This window comes from Aestuariivivens sediminis (assembly GCF_022662105.1).
Classification (GTDB): domain Bacteria; phylum Bacteroidota; class Bacteroidia; order Flavobacteriales; family Flavobacteriaceae; genus Aestuariivivens; species Aestuariivivens sediminis.
Genome location: NZ_JAKMCP010000005.1, coordinates 181,190 through 201,506, shown reverse-complemented (window position 1 = coordinate 201,506; position 20,317 = coordinate 181,190). Strand labels below are relative to the sequence as shown.

General features: G+C 36.3%; 15 protein-coding genes. 12 read left to right on the top strand and 3 right to left on the bottom strand.

Annotated elements, in window-relative coordinates:
• The first annotated feature begins 89 nt into the window (after positions 1 to 89).
• From MR054_RS13585 to MR054_RS13575, 3 genes are all read left to right on the top strand, one after another.
• Complete coding sequence (locus MR054_RS13585; RefSeq protein ID WP_242086974.1) at positions 90 to 692, top strand: acyl carrier protein phosphodiesterase; 603 nt, start codon at positions 90 to 92, stop codon at positions 690 to 692.
• Entirely contained in the window at positions 689 to 2,398 is a 1,710-nt protein-coding gene (gene ggt, locus MR054_RS13580) for a gamma-glutamyltransferase (protein WP_242158363.1), read from the top strand. Before MR054_RS13585 ends, ggt begins: the two co-directional genes overlap by 4 nt.
• Positions 2,399 to 2,481: 83 nt before the next feature.
• Positions 2,482 to 3,195 (top strand): hypothetical protein, encoded by a 714-nt coding sequence (locus MR054_RS13575; protein ID WP_242158362.1) that lies wholly within the window; start codon positions 2,482 to 2,484, stop codon positions 3,193 to 3,195.
• A gap of 73 nt (positions 3,196 to 3,268) precedes the next feature.
• Here MR054_RS13575 and MR054_RS13570 read toward each other — a convergent pair whose 3' ends face one another.
• Positions 3,269 to 3,793, bottom strand: a complete 525-nt coding sequence (locus MR054_RS13570) for a hypothetical protein (RefSeq protein ID WP_242086969.1) — start codon at positions 3,791 to 3,793, stop codon at positions 3,269 to 3,271.
• Between the two features lie 221 nt (positions 3,794 to 4,014).
• Here MR054_RS13570 and uvrA point away from each other — a divergent pair, with 221 nt between their 5' ends.
• The 9 genes from uvrA to MR054_RS13525 all read left to right on the top strand — a co-directional run bounded on the left by uvrA (position 4,015) and on the right by MR054_RS13525 (position 18,964).
• Positions 4,015 to 6,855, top strand: a complete 2,841-nt coding sequence (uvrA, locus tag MR054_RS13565; RefSeq protein ID WP_242158361.1) for an excinuclease ABC subunit UvrA — start codon at positions 4,015 to 4,017, stop codon at positions 6,853 to 6,855.
• Positions 6,856 to 6,871: 16 nt separating this feature from the next.
• Positions 6,872 to 7,561 (top strand): LOG family protein, encoded by a 690-nt coding sequence (locus MR054_RS13560; protein WP_242086967.1) that lies wholly within the window; start codon positions 6,872 to 6,874, stop codon positions 7,559 to 7,561.
• 130 nt (positions 7,562 to 7,691) lie between these two features.
• Positions 7,692 to 10,526, top strand: coding sequence for a gluzincin family metallopeptidase (locus MR054_RS13555; protein ID WP_242158360.1), 2,835 nt, complete (start codon positions 7,692 to 7,694; stop codon positions 10,524 to 10,526).
• Between the two features lie 169 nt (positions 10,527 to 10,695).
• Positions 10,696 to 13,110 carry an alpha-ketoacid dehydrogenase subunit alpha/beta gene (locus tag MR054_RS13550; RefSeq protein WP_242158359.1) on the top strand — a complete coding sequence of 805 codons (2,415 nt, stop codon included), beginning with the start codon at positions 10,696 to 10,698 and terminating at the stop codon, positions 13,108 to 13,110.
• 206 nt (positions 13,111 to 13,316) lie between these two features.
• Positions 13,317 to 13,793 (top strand): hypothetical protein, encoded by a 477-nt coding sequence (locus MR054_RS13545; RefSeq protein ID WP_242086962.1) that lies wholly within the window; start codon positions 13,317 to 13,319, stop codon positions 13,791 to 13,793.
• 41 nt (positions 13,794 to 13,834) lie between these two features.
• The gene (locus tag MR054_RS13540; RefSeq protein ID WP_242158358.1) at positions 13,835 to 16,000 is read left to right on the top strand and encodes an endonuclease MutS2; all 2,166 of its coding nucleotides are present in this window, start codon (positions 13,835 to 13,837) and stop codon (positions 15,998 to 16,000) included.
• Positions 16,001 to 16,105: 105 nt separating this feature from the next.
• A complete protein-coding gene (locus MR054_RS13535; RefSeq protein WP_242158357.1) occupies positions 16,106 to 16,522 on the top strand; it encodes a thiol-disulfide oxidoreductase DCC family protein in 417 nt (138 codons plus the stop codon).
• Positions 16,523 to 16,876: 354 nt separating this feature from the next.
• Positions 16,877 to 18,049 carry an exo-alpha-sialidase gene (locus tag MR054_RS13530; RefSeq protein ID WP_242158356.1) on the top strand — a complete coding sequence of 391 codons (1,173 nt, stop codon included), beginning with the start codon at positions 16,877 to 16,879 and terminating at the stop codon, positions 18,047 to 18,049.
• A 225-nt stretch (positions 18,050 to 18,274) separates the two neighbouring features.
• Complete coding sequence (locus tag MR054_RS13525) at positions 18,275 to 18,964, top strand: phosphatidylethanolamine N-methyltransferase family protein (protein WP_242158355.1); 690 nt, start codon at positions 18,275 to 18,277, stop codon at positions 18,962 to 18,964.
• 6 nt (positions 18,965 to 18,970) lie between these two features.
• On the opposite strand, the gene MR054_RS13520 is transcribed toward MR054_RS13525, so the two are convergent.
• A complete protein-coding gene (locus MR054_RS13520; RefSeq protein ID WP_242158354.1) occupies positions 18,971 to 19,789 on the bottom strand; it encodes a sulfurtransferase in 819 nt (272 codons plus the stop codon).
• A gap of 3 nt (positions 19,790 to 19,792) precedes the next feature.
• The gene (locus tag MR054_RS13515; protein WP_242158353.1) at positions 19,793 to 20,317 is read right to left on the bottom strand and encodes a hypothetical protein; all 525 of its coding nucleotides are present in this window, start codon (positions 20,315 to 20,317) and stop codon (positions 19,793 to 19,795) included.

The following is a 20,317-nucleotide window of genomic DNA, read 5'->3' as shown; positions in this document are numbered from 1 at the left end:
CTTTTCGTGTTCCTTAAAAGAATACCTGATATTTTAATAATTTTTCATGGTAATACGAATTCTTTAATCCTAATTTGTAAATTACACGAATGAATTTTTTGGCACACATTTACCTTTCTGGAGATAACGATCTCGTAACCATAGGAAACTTTATTGCCGATGGTATTAAAGGGAAAAGTTATAAAGAGTACCCAAACGATATTCAAATCGGAATTTTGTTACATCGTGAAATAGATACGTATACCGATGCGCATGAAACAGTTAGAATGAGCACCAAACGGTTACACGATAAATACGGGCATTATTCGGGTGTAATTGTCGATATTCTTTATGATCATTTTCTAGCAAAGAATTGGGAAAAATACTGTACCATCCCCTTAAATATCTATGTCCAGCACTTTTATGATTCCCTTGAAGCCCATTACAATATTTTACCACTTCGTACAAAAAAAATGATGCCGTACTTGATAGCAGACAATTGGCTGTTGAGTTATGCATCCATAAAAGGTATTTCAAGAGTCCTGGATGGCATGAACAGAAGAACAATGAATCGCTCTGGCATGAATGAAGCCATTACAGAATTGGAAGAATTTTACACCCTCTTTGAAAAAGAGTTTTTGTTCTTCTTTAATGATCTTATCTTATTTTCAAACCGTAAACTAAAGGAACTCACTCTAAGGATAGCACAATGAATTTAACTAAAATTGTATATATAATACTGATTGTTTTAATTAGCCTTTCATGCAAAGAATCGGGTAAACACACCATAACAAAACCTTCAAAAAGAGGAGTTATAACAAGCCATGCTATGGTGGTATCTGCCCGAAAGGAAGCCTCAAAAATTGGCAGTGATATCCTTGCAAAAGGAGGCAATGCCTTCGATGCCATGATAGCTACTGAAATGGCATTGGCGGTTGCATACCCTTTTGCAGGAAATCTAGGAGGAGGTGGATTTATGGTTTACCGAACCAATGATGGTGGTATTGGAGCCATTGATTATAGAGAAAAGGCTCCACTTGCAGCTACTAAAGACATGTATTTAGATTCTGTTGGCAATATCATCCCGGAAAAAAGTACGTTGGGAGCCTTGGCCGTTGGAGTTCCTGGGACGGTTGCAGGTATATTTGCTGTTCATGAAAAGTTTGGAACATTCCCCATGGATTCTCTACTTAAACCAGTGATAGCATTAGCTCGTAAAGGTGTTGTTGTCACACAAAAACAAGAAACCAGACTCCGGAAATACCAACCGTTATTTCCAAGGGCTAATAAAGATTCCATTCCTTTTGATAAATCCTGGAAAGCGAACGATACCATAAAGTACTTAGCATTAGCGAAAACTTTAGAAGAGATAATGACACATGGTAAAGATGGTTTTTACAAGGGTAAAACAGCCGATGTTTTGGTTAACTTTATTCAAGATAATGGAGGAATTATTACAAAAGAGGATCTTGAGAAATATGAAGCCAAATGGCGTACTCCTGTGACCTTTACTTATGATGATTTAAAAATAATCTCAATGTCACCTCCGGCAAGTGGCGGAGTTTGCTTAGCGCAAATCATGAAAATGATTGAACCTTTTGATATTCATGAATTCGGACATAATGCCAAGAAAACCATACAGGTTATTACTGAGGCCGAGCGGAGGGCCTATGCCGATAGAAGTTATTATTTGGGAGATCCTGATTTTGTTGACATCCCAATATCCAAATTAATAGATTCTATGTATTTAAATGAGCGCATGGCAAACTTTTCATTTAAAAGAGCAACAAAATCGAGCACAATAACCCATGGAAATGTAGAAATAGTTGAAAGTAGCGAAACCACCCATTATTCTATCGTCGACCAGTATGGCAATGCCATATCAGCAACAACAACACTTAATGGCGCTTATGGTTCGAAGCTCTATTGTTCAGAGCTCGGCTTTTTCCTTAACAACGAAATGGATGATTTTAGCAGTAAACCCGGCTTACCAAATATGTTTGGCCTAATTGGAGCAGAGGCTAATAGTATAGCCCCTGAAAAGCGAATGCTCAGTTCTATGACTCCTACTATAGTCGAAAAAAATGGTGAACTGTACCTGTCTGTAGGCACGCCTGGCGGGTCTACAATAATCACTTCGGTATTACAAACTATTTTAAATATTCATGAGTTTAAAATGACCATGCAGGACGCCGTGGATGCACCTCGATTTCATCACCAATGGTTACCGGATGAACTTATGATGGAGCCAAATTCTTTTGATAAACAACTTAAAACTGATCTCGAAAATTTAGGGTACTTAATCAACGAGGAGGACGCTCCAGTATTAGGTAAAGTCGATGGAATACTTGTTTTAAAGGATAAAAAGTTAGAGGGTGGTGCAGATCGTCGAGGGGATGATACAGCAGTCGGTTTTTAGCATTTTTCTTTCTTTACATCATACACAATTAATACTTTAGCATAAATTAAGTAAAAGGTTAAAACCTAAATTGGAGGTAAAAAATGACGTTTAAAAAAATAACAAAAATAGTAGTTGGTGTGATTGTATTCTTAACATTGCCCAGTATATTACTTTACTGTTTTTTATATTTTAAATACAATGAACCTCTCCCGCAAGGGTATTCGGGTCAACGAGCTGACGACCTTGCCCATAAAATACTTGAATCCTTAAACCATGAGGCTTTTGAAAAAACGACATATTTAGAATGGACATTTAATAATCGTCGGCATTACGAATGGCATAAAGGCAAACAAAATTGTGATGTTCTGTGGGAAGATTTTAGGGTAAATCTGAACTTTAATAATCCCGATAAACATAAAGCCTATGTTCATGGGTTCATTAAAGATGGAGAAATGGCAAATGAACTTATAGCTAAAGCGATTAATTATTTTAACAACGACTCATTTTGGCTTATCGCCCCCTATAAAATTTTTGAGGATGGCGTAAAACGCCAACTGGTACCATATAATAACACAGATGCACTTCTTGTCACTTTCACCAAAGGAGGGTCTACTCCCGGAGATTCGTATTTATGGTTACTGGATGATAATAATAAGCCGATAGCCTTTAAAATGTGGACGTCCCTATTACCTATTGATGGTTTGGAGGCATCATGGAGTGATTGGACCATAACCAATAGTGGTGCCCAACTTCCAACATTCCACAAACTCTTATTTTTTGGTTTTGAAATAGATGATATTAAAACCTCAAGATGAGTCGTTAATCACAGAAGTGCACATAGATTACGGTTAACAATAAAACGACATAACTAAGGTCTAAACGTTGATTTTAAGATCCCCTCTGCCCTACGAATTGATGAGATTTCGATTTAAATAATACATTAAACGTCGTTAAACTGCCATATATTCTCGTAATATACTGCTGCAAATCTATCTTGCCCTGTTCGTCTAAATCACTTGAGTTTATGCGTTGCTCCATGACACGCAATCTATCCCTAACCATGGTTATTTTATGAAAAAACGTGTTTATAGGGATTTCTTTACTCTGCAAGGACATATCGGCTGGTTGTAATATCAAGGTACCACCTTTCCATTTATCAGCGATGGGAACGATCTCACTAACATCGCTCCATTTTTTTAGAATCTTTACAAGACTACTTTCTACATCAAAGAAACTTACCGTATCTACATCACCATCGGCAGCTTCAATAATTTCAAAATCACTATCTATGTCTATAGTTTCTAACCCATGGTCTATAAACGTTACCCAATAATGTTGCGATGTGACATTTGTAACTACCCCTTTACCATATTCCGGGTGATCAATTCTAGAACTTATACCTAATAATTTCATGGTTTATTTTTATCATTTGACATTACGTTTTTTTAAGTATTCTAATTTGAAATGGCTAAATCTATACAATGATACAAAACTTTATTAAAAATGACCTGTATTACAATTGTCTCCAGGCCCCTGTACAACTCATGTTATTAAGTGATTTATAATCAAATATAGCTATTCAATCTTGAATGAAAATTAACGTCGAAAATTGTACCTTTGCACTTTTGTAATTTATGGGGCAATTTGACGAATATATTGAAGTTAAAGGAGCACGGGTACATAACCTGAAGAATATTGATGTTTCCATTCCTAGAGAAAAACTGGTGGTTATAACCGGGTTATCTGGAAGTGGTAAATCCTCATTGGCTTTCGACACTATATATGCTGAAGGACAACGACGATATATTGAAACATTTTCTGCCTACGCCAGACAATTCCTTGGTGGATTGGAACGACCGGATGTTGACAAGATTGACGGGCTATCTCCGGTAATCGCCATAGAGCAAAAAACAACCAGTAAATCGCCAAGATCTACAGTAGGCACCATAACAGAAATTTACGATTTCCTTCGCTTACTTTTTGCAAGGGCCAGCGAGGCCTATAGTTACAAAACAGGTGAAAAAATGGTAAGTTACAGTGATGATCAAATTAAACATCTTATTCTTGAAAATTTTAATGGTAAGCGCATCAACATCCTCTCACCTGTAGTTCAATCTCGAAAAGGACATTACCGGGAACTTTTTGAACAAATTGGTAAGCAGGGATTTGTAAAGGTTAGAATAGATGGTGACATTCGCGATATTGTAAAGGGGATGCGTTTAGATCGTTATAAGTCTCATGATATTGAAATCGTTATTGACAGGTTAAAAATTGATGGTTCATCAGACATAGATAAAAGACTCAAAGAAAGCATTGATACGGCTATGTATCATGGCAATGATGTACTTTTAGTGATGGATCAAGACACCAATGAATTACGTTATTTTAGCAGAAGTCTAATGTGTCCAAGCTCGGGAATTTCATATCCTAATCCCGAACCCAATAATTTTTCCTTCAATTCTCCAAAAGGGGCTTGTAGCCATTGTAATGGGATTGGTGAACTCTACCAGATAAATGAAAAAAAAATAATACCTGATGAGTTACTCTCCATAAAAAATGGTGCTTTGGCACCTCATGGTCCGGAAAAGAATAGTTGGATTTTTAAACAATTTAACACTATAGCACAACGGTTCAACTTCAATTTAGCTGATCCATGGAAATCCATTCCTGAAGAAGCCAAACAAATGATCATGTATGGTGGTCATGAAAAATTTTCGGTAGAAAGTAAGACTCTGGGGGTAACAAGAAATTACAATATTGATTTTGAAGGTGTTGCGAATTTCATTGAAAACCAATTTAAAACGGCTGAATCTAAATCTATAAAACGATGGGCAAAGGAATACATGGATAAAATCACTTGCCCGGTTTGTGAGGGCTCAAGGCTGAAAAAGGAATCTCTTTTTTTCAAGATTAATGAAAAAAATATCGCTGAACTTACACATACTGACATCGCCGAATTAGCAATATGGTTTAAAAATTTAAAGAACCATCTTTCGGAAAAGCAATTTAAGATTGCCGAGGAACTATTAAAAGAGATAAATTCCAGATTACAATTTTTACTCGATGTAGGTCTGGATTACCTATCCTTAAACCGAAGTTCAAAATCGCTTTCAGGTGGAGAAGCACAGCGCATTCGATTGGCCACACAAATTGGATCACAACTCGTGGGGGTATTATATATATTAGATGAACCCAGTATAGGATTGCATCAACGGGATAATGAAAAATTAATAAACTCCTTAATATCATTAAGAGATATTGGAAATTCCATAATCGTTGTTGAACACGATAAAGACATGATTGAACGTGCCGATTATGTGATTGATATTGGCCCCAAAGCCGGTAGACATGGTGGAGAAATTATCAGTATCGGGAATCCTGATGAATTAAAATCCCATAATACCCTTACTGCCAATTACCTCAATGGCAATAAACAAATCGATGTTCCCAAAAAGAGACGCGAAGGCAATGGTAAGTTTTTGGAATTAAAAGGCTGTACGGGCAACAATCTAAAAAGTATCTCTGTAAAATTTCCATTAGGAAAAATGATTGGGGTTACTGGTGTTTCAGGAAGTGGTAAATCCACTCTCGTTAATGAGACCCTCTATCCCATCTTGAATGCGCACTACTTTAATGGGGTTAAAAAACCCATGCCTTACAAAAGTATAAAAGGTTTAGAGCATATTGACAAGGTCATAGATATCAACCAGTCCCCAATAGGACGAACGCCTCGAAGCAACCCGGCAACTTATACCGGTGTATTCAGTGAGATAAGAGCACTGTACGCTAAAATTCCTGAATCCATGATACGCGGCTATAAAGCCGGGCGATTTAGTTTTAATGTTACCGGTGGTAGATGTGAAACCTGCAAGGGTGGTGGTTTGCGTGTTATAGAAATGAACTTTTTACCAGATGTTTATGTAGAATGTGAAACCTGTCAAGGTAAACGTTTTAATAGGGAAACTCTAGAAATCAGATACAAAGGAAAATCGATAAGCGATGTATTGGACATGACCATCATTGAGGCTGTAGGTTTTTTTGAACATATCCCTAAAATTTATAAAAAACTAAAGACTATTAAAGATGTAGGTTTGGGTTACATTACTTTGGGACAGCAAAGCACCACACTTTCCGGTGGAGAAGCACAGCGGATTAAATTGGCTGCCGAATTGAGTAAAAGAGATACAGGAAATACCTTTTATATTTTAGATGAACCAACCACAGGGTTACATTTTGAAGACATACGGGTACTTATGTTAGTACTTAATAAATTGGTAAATAAAGGAAATACGGTACTGATCATAGAGCACAACTTAGATGTCATTAAAACCGTTGATCATATCATCGATATTGGATACGAAGGTGGTAAAGGAGGTGGGCAAATAGTGGTTGAAGGCACACCTGAAGACATTATAAATCATAAAAGAAGTTACACAGCTAAGTTTTTAAAAAAAGAATTAAATTTAGAAACTTGAAAATTTACGACGAACTATGCTAAAAGAACAACATCACAAAGGTTGGAATGAAATTAAAACAAACGATTCCTGGGCGATATTTAAAATCATGGGTGAGTTTGTAAATGGATTTGAAAAAATGAGTCAAATTGGCCCTTGTGTATCCATTTTTGGATCGGCCAGAACAAAATCCAACCACAAAAATTTCAAATTAGCCGAACGGATCGCCAGAAAAATTGTAGAATCCGGCTATGGTGTTATAACAGGAGGTGGTCCGGGAATCATGGAAGCGGGAAACAAGGGAGCCCATTTAGGCGGAGGGGTATCCGTTGGTCTTAATATTGAATTACCTTTTGAGCAAAATGATAATCCTTATATTGACAAAGACAAGAGCTTGGATTTCGACTATTTTTTTGTTCGCAAGGTTATGTTTGTAAAATACTCCCAAGGATTTGTAGTAATGCCAGGTGGATTTGGAACATTAGATGAACTATTTGAGGCCCTTACCCTTATACAAACCAAAAAGATTGAAAAATTTCCAATTATACTGGTTGGTTCAGATTATTGGGAAGGACTACTGGCCTGGATAAAAGATATACTTTTAACTAAATTCTCAAATATTAGTCCTAAGGATTTAAATTTGATCCATGTCGTGGATTCAGAAGATGAAGTCATTAATATTCTTGATTCATTTTACAAGGAATCACGCCTTAGCCCGAACTTTTAAATTGGTTTTTGTTCTGCAATAAATATGTATTTTTGGAGTTCTTACATGTCGATTGAAACTGAAATAATCTTATATTTCACTATATTGCGCTGCCTTAAATAATATCTTTAAAAGCCTAAATGTTAAAAAATTGAAGCCAAATCTCAAAAGTATATTCATAATTTCTCTTATACATACTTTGGCTTTCAGTCAAAATAACATTGATGTTAAAGCTAAATTCGATTTTGAAAAAAGGCAGATTGCCATTACGCAAACCATTAGTTATACCAATACTACCCAAGATACTTTACAAACGATTTTTTTAAACGATTGGAATAATAGTTATGCTACAAAAAAGACCCCATTAGCTAACAGAATTGCCGATGAATATATTAACGATTTTCATTTGGCCAGAAATGAAGAGCGTGGTTTTTCGGTTATTACTTCCATAAAACAATTTAGTCAAGATGTTATTTTTCAACAACTTAAAGATCAAATAGATGTTGTTAAAGTAACATTAAACACACCTGTCTTACCCAATGCATCCTATCAGCTGGATTTACAATACTTGGTACAAATACCAAGTGACAAGTTCACAAACTATGGCATGACACCCGAAGGTAATCTAAACCTCAGGTATTGGTATATAACTCCTGCTGTTTACGATGGGAAGTGGCACTATTACAGTAACAAAAATCTGGATGACCTGTACATTCCCAAATCCAATATAACACTTGACATTGAATATCCTAAAGGCTATTATCTAGCGAGCGAATTAAACATTGATGAAATTCTTGAAAATACCTCGAAACAACGTATCGCCAAATTAAGTGGCAAAAATAGAATCAATACCAAGTTATATTTAAATAAATCCCCCGTATTCAAGACGATTGAATCTAACGGGATTTCAGTAGTATCCAGCATTGACGATGAAGGTCTGGAAGATATTGACAAAGCGATAATAACCGAAAAGGTCGTGCATTTTATAAAAAAGAACTTCGGTGAATATCCCCATGATAAACTTTTGGTTTCACAAATTGATTTTTTGAAAAACCCTATTTATGGATTAAACTTTTTACCAAAATTTATCAAGCCCTATCCCAATCATTTTGAATATGAATTGAGACTATTAAAAATAGTTTTACATAATTATCTCGAAAATACCCTGTTAATCAATCCAAGAAGAGATCAATGGCTATTAGATGGTATTCAGATCTTTTATCTTATGAACTATGTGGATGAGCATTACCCTAATATGAAATTTTTAGGCTCTATAGCGGATTTTTGGGGGGTTCGTTCCTTTCATGCCGCCGACATGAACTTCAATGAAAAATATGTTTTCGGATACATGGTTATGGCCAGAACCAATAGAGATCAACCCTTAATGATGGCAAAGGATTCACTACTAAAATTCAACCACAATATTGCAAGTAAATATAAGGCTGGTATTGGTCTAAAATATTTAGATGATTTTATCAATTCTGATGTCGTTGAAAAAAGTCTTACCATGTTTGTAATGAACAACAAATTAAAGAACACATCGGGTGAAACTTTTGAACAGTTATTAAAATCAAGAACGCCCAAAAATATAGACTGGTTTTTTAATGACTATTTAAAAACACGAAAGAAAATTGATTTTAAGATCAAAGACATTATAAGTGATGATGATTCCATTACACTAACCATAAAGAATAAACGCCATAACAGTATGCCGGTTTCACTTTATGCGCTTAACAACGATAGCATAATCTCCAAAATGTGGGTAGAAGATATTACTCACAGTAAAACACTTACGATACCGAAACAGGAGGCAAATAAATTGGTTTTAAATTATGAAAAGTTAATACCTGAAATTAATTTAAGGGATAATTGGAAATCACTTAAAGGGTTCTTTTTTAATAATAAACCCTTCCAGTTTAGGCTTATAAAAGATGTGGAGGATCCATATTACAATCAAGTATTTGTGCTTCCCATTGCTGAATTTAACAATATTTATGATGGGATTACTCTAGGTATGCGTTTCTATAATACTGCATTATTAAGAAAGCGATTTAATTATAAAATTGCACCAAAATATTCCTTTAAATCAAAATCACTTACTGGTGCCGGTGCCATATGGATGAACCATTATTTTGAAAATAATAACTTGTATTCCCTGAACTATGGTATAAGAGCGAGTTATACGTCCTATGCAGAAGATTTGTTTGTTAAACAAATCATTCCATCGGTTACTTTATTGTTCAGACAGGATAACGATTTCAGATCTAACAAACGACAATCCTTGGTGTTTAGATACGTTGATATTAATCGCGATAGTGATCCCAACAATATATTGAGCTCTTCAGAACCTAATTATAGTGTATTTAATACAAGGTATATACACTCCAATGATAATTTAATTCATTTTAACAAATGGTATGTAGATTTCCAAGTGGCAAAAAAATTTAGTAAGGTGGCTATTAATTACGAATACAGGAAACTTTTCGAGAGTAATAGGCAATTGAATTTACGATTTTTTGCAGGTGCTTTTATTGAAAACAACAATGACCCGGCATCAGACTATTTTAGTTTTGCACTAGATAGGCCAACCGATTATTTGTTTGACTATGCCTATTTAGGAAGATCTGAAAACACTGGAATCTTTAGTCAACAATATATTGACGCCGAAGGAGGATTCAAATCAAAACTGGAAACACCTTTTGCCAATCATTGGATGTCAACCATAAACACCAGTACTACTTTATGGAATTATATTTTGGCTTATGGCGATATAGGTTTGGTAAGAAACAGGCATAGCGATCCCAAATTTGTGTATGATTCCGGTATTCGGGTTAATCTTGTAACCGATTATTTTGAAATTTACTTTCCCATATACTCTAATCTTGGCTGGGAAATTGGACAGGCCAACTACGATCAGAAAATTAGAATTAAATTCACAGTAGACCCTCAAATTCTGTTGGGATTATTCCGAAGACGTTGGTTTTAAATTTTTTATTCATTGAATAATTATCTGTTTTTGATCAATATTTTAAATTATATTAATTAATTACATGATTTTTGTTAATTTTTTTAATGATTTGTCAATTATTTAACACAGTTAAATATTGCAAAACCAACAAACTTTAACTAAATTTGCTTCCCACTCGATCAACACTATGGATATCATTCCCGATTTAAAAGACAACATAACTTTTGAAGGCTTCAAAGCAGAAGTTTTAAAAGATTATGCCATAGCCGTAAGAAGCAGGGAATGTAGTTTATTAGGACGTCGAGAAGTGTTGACCGGCAGGGCGAAATTTGGAATCTTCGGTGACGGAAAAGAAGTCCCGCAATTGGCTATGGCCAAAGCCTTTGCAAAGGGAGATTGGCGTTCCGGTTATTACAGGGACCAAACCTTTATGATGGCCATTGGTGAATTTACCGTAGATCATTTTTTTGCTGGTTTGTATGCGAATACCGATTTAAGCTTGGAGCCCATGTCGGCGGGTAGGCAAATGGGTGGCCATTTTGTTACGCATAGCCTGGATGGAAATGGCCATTGGAAAGATTTAACCAAGCAATATAACTCCAGTGCAGACATTTCACCTACTGCAGGACAAATGCCAAGACTATTAGGTCTTGCTCAAGCATCAAAAATTTATAAAAACCTCAAGGATATTGATGCCAGCAAATTTTCGAATAACGGGAATGAAGTTGCTTGGGGTACCATAGGAAATGCCAGCACCAGTGAAGGCCTCTTTTTTGAAACGATTAATGCAGCTGGTGTCCTTCAGGTCCCCATGATTATAAGTATTTGGGATGACGAATATGGTATTTCGGTTCCTGCAAAATACCATACCACTAAAGAAAACATTTCCGAAATACTAAAAGGGTATCAAAGAGACAATGATAATAAGGGCTATGAAATTTTACGTGTTAAGGGATGGGATTACCCTAACCTTGTAGAAACATATCAAGAGGCCGCTAATATTGCCAGAGAAGAGCATGTCCCCGTTATTATTCACGTTCAGGAATTGACTCAGCCCCAAGGGCATTCTACTTCTGGTTCTCATGAGCGCTATAAAAGTAAGGAACGTCTGGATTGGGAAACGGACCATGACTGTAACTCCAAAATGCGTGCATGGATTATTGAAAGTGGCATTACAACTAACGAATCCTTACTGGATCTGGAACGATCCATAAAAAAAGAAGTGCGGGAGATTAAAAAAAATACCTGGGATACTTTTTTAGAACCCATCCGCAAGGATCAAAAAGAACTTATTGCACTTCTTAGGAATTTGGTGAGTGTAAGTAATAACAGCGTATTTATAGCAAAGTTGTTGAAGGATTTTTCTAAAATCCATGAGCCAACAAGAAAAGATGTGGTATCCACTGCACGGAAAACGTTGCGATATACCCTAGGGGAAACATCAGACGATAAAAACAAACTTTCCAAATGGATTGATAGTATTCTTAAAGAAACACAGCCCAAATTCAGTTCCCATTTATATTCGGAAACAGATACATCAGCAGTTCACATTAAAGAGGTTAATCCTATTTACAATGATGAAGAACTGAATAATGTTGATGGCAGAATTATTATACGGGATAATTTTGACGCCCTATTTAATCGGTACCCCGAGGCTGTTATATTTGGTGAAGATACAGGTAAAATTGGGGATGTTAACCAAGGTTTAGAGGGTTTGCAGGATAAATATGGAGCCCTAAGGGTAAGTGACACGGGTATACGGGAAGCCACGATTATAGGTCAAGGTATTGGCCTTGCCTTAAGAGGGCTACGCCCTATTGCAGAAATACAATATTTGGATTACGTATTATATGCACTTCAAATCTTGAGTGACGACTTGGCCACTTTACAATACCGAACTAAAGGTATGCAAAAGGCCCCTTTAATTGTTCGTACCAGAGGTCATAGATTAGAAGGTATATGGCATTCCGGTTCGCCGATGGGCGGCATTATAAACTTAATTCGTGGGATATTTGTTTTAGTTCCAAGAAATATGACAAAGGCTGCAGGATTTTACAATACTTTGATGGAAGGTGACGATCCGGCCCTTGTTGTTGAATGTTTAAATGGTTACCGCTTAAAGGAACGTATGCCCAGTAATCTATCGGAAATTAGAACACCTATTGGTGTTGTTGAAACGGTTAAGGAAGGAAAAGATATCACCCTGGTATCGTATGGATCAACACTGCGTATTGTTATGGATGCAGCCAAAGACTTGCTCAGCGTCGGTATCGATGCCGAAGTTATAGATATTCAATCGCTATTACCTTTCGATATTCATCATGATACTGTCTTAAGCATAGCAAAAACCAATCGTCTCATGATTATTGACGAAGATGTGCCTGGCGGTGCTTCAGCCTATATATTAAATGAATTATTGGATGTTCAAAAGGCCTACCAATACCTGGATAGCGAACCTAAAACATTGACTGCCAAAGCCCATAGACCGGCTTACGGAAATGACGGTGATTATTTTTCAAAACCTTCAGCCGAAGACATTTTCGAAGCTGTTTACGAGGTAATGCACGAAGTCCATCCATCCGATTTTCCTAAATTAAGATAAGCGACAACATCACTGCGGTAGTCCATCATTATTATGACGAAGGTTATTGGAAAAAATCATGCTAATCAATACCTTTTAAAAATTAATCGTTTTTTCTGAAAATTAACAAACGCCTTCAGGTCAAATTACTACTTTAACTTGTCATCCGATAAGGATTAATGACTTGTATGGAAACCAATATAGAATAAATAAATGCACCAATATTTATGAAGGCCGCAACACTTACTGAGATTAAAAACGAATTAAATATGCTTTCACAGCAAGACCTTATGCAATTGTGCCTAAGACTGTCCCGTTTTAAAAAAGAAAATAAAGAACTGCTTTCATATCTTCTTTTTGAATCCACTCATGAGGAAGGGTACATAGAAAGTATTAAAAACTACATGGATAATGAGTTTGAGCAGATAAATAGAGCAAGTTTTTTTTACATCCGGAAAAGTATTCGAAAAATATTGCGGCATGTAAAAAAATATATCCGGTATTCACAAAACAAGGAAACTGAAGTAGAACTTCTATTGTATTTTTGCAAGAAGCTGCAAGACTTCAACCCGAGCATCCATAGGAGTCAGCAAATACTAAATACATTTCATCGGCAGATGGCATTAGTGAAAAAGATAATAATCACACTTCATGAAGATTTGCAATATGATTATAAATTAAAGTTAGAAGAATTAAACCGTTAAATTTTTAACTTTACATGCTTTTAGGAAAATGATTGCTTCAAATGAATGGTATACATCAAAAAACATTACAGGATTTAGAATTCCCGGTTGTTCTTCAACAGGTCAGTGAATTATGTATCACCGCCTTAGGTAACGATCAGGTGCGGCATGTATTGCCCTATCGGTCTGAGGATGAATTAATGATCGCACTCAACCTTACCAATGAATACCTATCATCTTTCCACAATGAAAACCGTATCCCAAATCATGGTTTTGAAGCCATAACCAAAGAGTTGCAACTCCTTAAAATTGAAAACACATTTTTGGATGTGCATGGTTTAAAAAAAATAGCGGCAATATCACAAACCGTTAATACGCTTATTTTATTCTTTGTGAAATTTAAGGAATACTACCCTACCTTAAACAACTATGCTTCGAAGATTGAAGTTACTCAAGTTCTAATTGAAAAAGTAGATCGTATTGTTGATCGTTTTGGTGATATCAAAGACGATGCTTCTAACTTGTTATACGACATTAGGCAGGCCATTAACAAAGTAAAAGGCAAGATAAACCAAAGTTTTGCAACCGCCCTCCACGCCTGCCAAAATATGGATTATTTGGATGAAATAAGGGAATCTGTAGTCGATAACCGCCGCGTGCTAGCGGTTAAGGCTATGTATCGACGTAAAGTAAAAGGTCAGGTTATGGGCAGCAGTAAAACGGGTAGCATTGTTTATATTGAACCGGAAACGAGTTTACAGTACTCCCGTGAACTCAGTGATTTGGAGTATGAAGAGAAAAAAGAAATCATTCGAATTTTAAAGGAACTTACCGATCAGATTCGCCCATTTTTACCCTTACTTCAGGACTATCAATCTTTTTTAATTAATATTGATGTCATTTCAGCAAAAGCAAAATATGCGAAATCCATACATGCCATTCTTCCGGAGTTTTCTCAAGATAAAACCATGTATTTGCGTGATGCCTTTCATCCCCTTCTTTATTTGACTAATTTGGAAAAGGATATCCAAACCTTTCCACAGACCATAACACTTGAAGAAAATAGTCGAATTATTGTTATATCTGGTCCAAACGCAGGAGGTAAAAGCATTACCCTTAAAACCATTGGTTTATTGCAGGTCATGTTGCAAAGCGGTTTACTGATTCCTGTCCATGAACGAAGCAAGGTTTGTATATTTGATAGGATTCTGAGTGACATTGGCGATAACCAATCCATTGAAAACCAATTAAGTACTTATAGTTACCGTTTAAAGCAAATGAACTATTTTTTAAGAAAGTGCAATGCCAATACCTTATTTTTAATAGATGAATTTGGTACGGGCAGTGATCCGGAATTGGGCGGTGCTCTTGCCGAAACCTTTTTAGAGGAGTTCTATCATAGAAAAGCCTTCGGGATAATAACCACACATTATTCCAACCTAAAAATTTTAGCAACCGAATTACCTTATATGGTCAATGCCAATATGCTTTTTAACGAACGGACACTCGAACCTATGTACAAATTGGCCGTCGGACAGGCTGGAAGTTCGTTTACTTTTGAAGTTGCACAAAAAAATGGCATCCCCTACAGTTTGATCAATCGAGCCAAAAAGAAGATTGAACGCAGCAAGGTTCGTTTTGATGCTACTATTGCCAAACTTCAAAAAGAACGTTCCAAATTGGAAAGGACAGGGCAATCCTTAAGGCAAAACGAAAAGAAAAAAAGTCAGGAGGCCGATAAACTTGAAGAAATTAATACTAAGATCCAAAAGAAACTGGAAAGCTACCAGGAACTTTATGACAGTAACCAGCGCCTAATTTATTTGGGACAAAAAGTAAATGATCTGGCTGAAAAATATTTTGAAAACCAACGCAAACGAGAGCTCATGAACGAATTGTTCAAGGTAATCCAAATAGAAAATTCAAAGCGTGAAAAAGTATCAGCCAGACATAAGAAAGTGGTTAAGGCGAAAGAGCGAGAGGTGAAGCAAGAAGTAGAGAGGAAAGTAGAAATTATTAGAAAACAAAAAAAAGAGGCCAAGAAAAGAGCCATTGAAATCCCAAAGACTAAGCCTGTTTTAAAGGTTGGTGATCGTGTTCGACTGGAAGATGGACGTGCCGTTGGCAGCATTGATAAGATTGAAAAGAACAAAGCCGTAGTAAATTATGGGATCTTCACTACAAATGTTAGCTTGGAGCAATTGGAACTTGTGGAATCGAAAAAGTAAAAGCTAAATTGAATAAACAACTGAACAACCATCTACCGGGCAGGTTAACATCCACAAATTTATGTGTTTCAGGTTTATTGAATTATACAAACTATACCACATATCATGACCATTTTACCTCAAAATAATAAGCTCATCCTGTTCGACGGGGTCTGTAACCTTTGCAACGGGGCTGTTCGCTATGTAATAAGGCATGACAAAAAGGAATTCTTTATGTTTGCGGCCATGCAAAGCAATGCCGGTCAAGACCTCATTAACACCTATATTATAGACACTCGAAAAACAGATTCCATTATACTTTATACTCCAAAACAGGGTATAACCTATAAAAGTACGGCGGTACTAAAAATTATGTCCAAATTGGGTTTCCCCATTAACTTATCTGTCATTTTTTTTATCGTACCAGAATTTATCCGTAATTGGATTTACGATTTTGTTGCCAGAAACCGGTATAAATGGTTTGGTAAACAAGAGACCTGTATGGTACCTACCCCTAAATTGAAGCGTAGATTTCTGGAATGACTGCAGAGCAGGCATTCCAGTACATATATTGACTCTTCTATTATATTGATTCCTATCCGGAGAATATGAAACGAAAGGCCCTGCTAATTTAGCATGTTTCGATAGCCCAGCAGAACACCGTTATTTATAAGGCTTAAGACGTTTTAAAATTTAGGCTCATATAATCCAAGAATCTATTTTTAAACACTAAAAACTTCCTCTTCGTTACCGGCTAAACGTCCTAATGGACAACAACCCATTTGAACCGCATAACGCATAATTATCAAACGTATTCAATTTATTGTATTTGAATTTATTATCTTTCAAATTAAGAATTACACGCACGGTTATAGCATTCAGTTTAGAATAATCAAGATGTCATTTAAAAATAGCGCTAAATTTTTACCGTTACTTTTTTTATTCTTAGCGGTAAACGCCCAAGACAGTGATCCTATATTTAAGGTGAATCCTTTGTTTAGTTTTGATCAACCAGAAACATTAGGACTGCCGGTTTCTCCTGGACAAGAAACGATTACCATATTTGCTCCAAAACACGGTGATAATACGTATAATCATGGTGTTGTCCTGTTTCCTTTTAAAGGGATGCTTTATGCACAATGGCAAAGTTCTCCAGTTCATGAAGACGAGGAAGGCACACAAGTGTTTTATAGTAGAAGCAGTGATGGCAGGGATTGGTGTAGACCAGTTGCACTAACAAAAAAATGGAAACAAGGTATAAAGACCAGTGGCGGATGGTGGAGTGATGGAAACACCCTTGTAGCATACTTATGTATTTGGCCAAACAAAAACAATAGGATTAAGGAAGGTTATACCGAGTATATAACATCTAAAGATGGGATCCGTTGGAAACCACCAAAACCTGTTAAAAATAGCCATGGACAACCTGTCCTTGGTATCATTGAACAAGATGTTCATGCATTGCCTGGCGGACGTCTTATTACGGCCTTTCACATGCAGCCGGGGTTAATCATTACCCCATATTATACCGATGATCCCCTAGGCATATCAGGTTGGAAACCGGGAAAACTAAAAAACATGCCCACAAATAACAAAAACATGAGTAGAGCAATAGAACCCAGCTGGTTTTATAGAAAGGATGGCACTATTGTAATGATTTTCCGTGATCAAAATAGTTCCTTTAAAAAACTTGCTTCTATGAGCCGAGATAATGGCGTAAGTTGGACTATGCCTAAAATTATAGACACCCCCGATTCAAGAGCTAAACAAAGTGCGGGTAACCTTCCAAATGGTATAGCCTATATGGTAAACAATCCTTCTGGAAACAAAAACAGGTTTCCGCTTGTTATCACATTAAGTGAGGAGGGCAAATTATTTGATAAGGCCTACCTATTAAGAAGTGGCGGCGATGATCTGCAGGCATTAAGGTATGAAGGAAAGTACAAAAGAAAAGGCTATAGTTACCCAAAAAGTGTGGTCTGGGGCCATTACCTCTATGTCTCCTATGCAACTAATAAAGAAGATATTGAATTAACCAGAATTCCAATTGATAGCCTGCTATATGAATAATATAAAGAACATTTCCCCAATAACCTTGTTGTGATTTATTTGGACATCCAAAATAGACTTCAGATATTCTTGGTTTTAGACCAAAAAAAAAGGATATAATGGAAATGAACTTGGACATGAATGTTTAGAAAAAGTGATCTCATTTAGAAAAGAAAACCATACTAATAACCAACGTTAATAAACCTGTTTTGAAAACGCATTGGGCATAATAACATTGATACCATTATGAAACTATTGAAATATCAGCATTGGCATATCTTTTTTTTAGCCGTTTTGCTTATACTGCTTTATGAGTACACTCAAAATAACCCTTCGGTATTACAAGGGCAGCATTGGGGAATCGATACCTCACAGTGGTTACTATGGTCTACTCTGGTCCCCATTATTCATCAGTTATATGTATGGTTATGCTGGCGTCTTGAACTATATGATCGTCGTATTTCAAAAACCTTTGGACAGCATGCTTTTACCGTGTATAAAATTGGATTTGCAATACTCATTCTTTTACGACCTATTTCCATCATTTTGCTTGCTGTTGCCAATAAGAATACCATTGCTGTAAGTACCCCAATCTCCTACATCTTATCAGGTCTGCTTTTAATTCCGGCAACGTATCTTTTTTATTCGGTATACACCTATTTTGGAATCGACAGGGCTTTTGGTATTGACCATTTTCAGCCGGATGTTTATGGAAACAAACCCTTCGTAAAACAAGGGCTATTTAAATATACCGATAATGGAATGTATAGTTTTAGGTTCCTAATATTCTATATTCCGGGTATTCTTTTAAAATCTGAAGCTGGTCTTGTTTTGGCCTTATTTAGTCATTTGTATATATGGGTACACTATTTCTGTACTGAACGCCCTGATATAAAGGTCATTTATCAAAAAGACTCCTCTTCTAACTCAAAATGACTAAGGTCATGCCTTAACAAGGGTTCCCCATTCTGTCCAGGAACCATCATAAACTTTAATATTTTTATAACCTGAAAGCTCTGCCCCAAGAGCCAACACGCAGGCTGTAATTCCTGAACCACAGGAAAACACAATTTCATCATCTTTATTAACCAGTGCTTCAAAAGCCTTATGCAATTGTTCATTGGGTTTTAAAACCCCTTCTTCCAATAAATCTTCGTAAGGCAAGTTTGCCGAATTGGGAATAGTACCCATACGCAAACCAGCTCGTGGTTCAGGTTCCTGACTGTTAAATCTGGCTGCTGAACGGGCATCTAATATTTTATGGGTTTGGTTTGTGGAAATCGTCTTCATCTCTTTAAAGTAGACCATTTTACCCGGCTGGAGTTGAGCCGTAAAATCACCTAAAGGACCACTAAATGGCGTCATAGGTTCTACAGGGTATTTTGCATTTGTCCATGCCGGGAAACCACCATCTAAAACAGCGACATTTAGGTGTCCAAAAGCTTTGAACATCCACCATACACGGGCACTGGAATAAATTCCCTTATCGTCATAAACCACAATGGCACTATTCTTATTAATGCCTAATGCCCTTGCTTCCTTTTCAAATTGTTCAGTTGACGGAAAAGCATTGGGAAATGGATCCAAAACATTACTGAACTTATTTTTAATGTCAAAATACCGGGCTTTGGGAATTTGACTCTGAAATCTATCGAACACCTTACTCATCGTTCCATCCAGAATTACCAGATTATCAACATTTAAATGATCATGAAGCCAATCAACAGGGACAACAGGCTGTTCAATTACTACATTAGACATTGGTTATTCAAAGGCTTTAAAAGTTCGTGGAATAATAATCCATTTATCATTAACATAAAAAAAAGCTGCTCTGGTCTTTTGTTCGGAACCATCATCGTTTAAATACATAAATCCGTAAACCACGACATCATCTTTAATATATTTTGCTAATATATTATACGCTTTAGGTAATCCATTAGTTTTTGATGCGGCTAATTCCTGTTTGGTGGCTGCCAAAACTTTCACCTTATCCGTTTTATGCTTTGGTTTCATACTATCGTCTGGAACCGATTCAATTCCTGACCATTTTTCATTGGCGTAATCGCAACCCCTTTGGGCATATGTATCGTTTAAAAAAATGACATTACAATCAGATGGAGATGGTTTTAAGGTTTTTAAAAATTGATGATTAACATCTTCCCTCAATTTAGAGATGACATCAAATAAGGCATGCCTTGTATCACCCTGGGAAAATGAATGAAATCCAATAAAACCAAAGAAACATAAAATAAAAAATCGATTATAGTATAAAAGCGTTCGGGTCTTCAT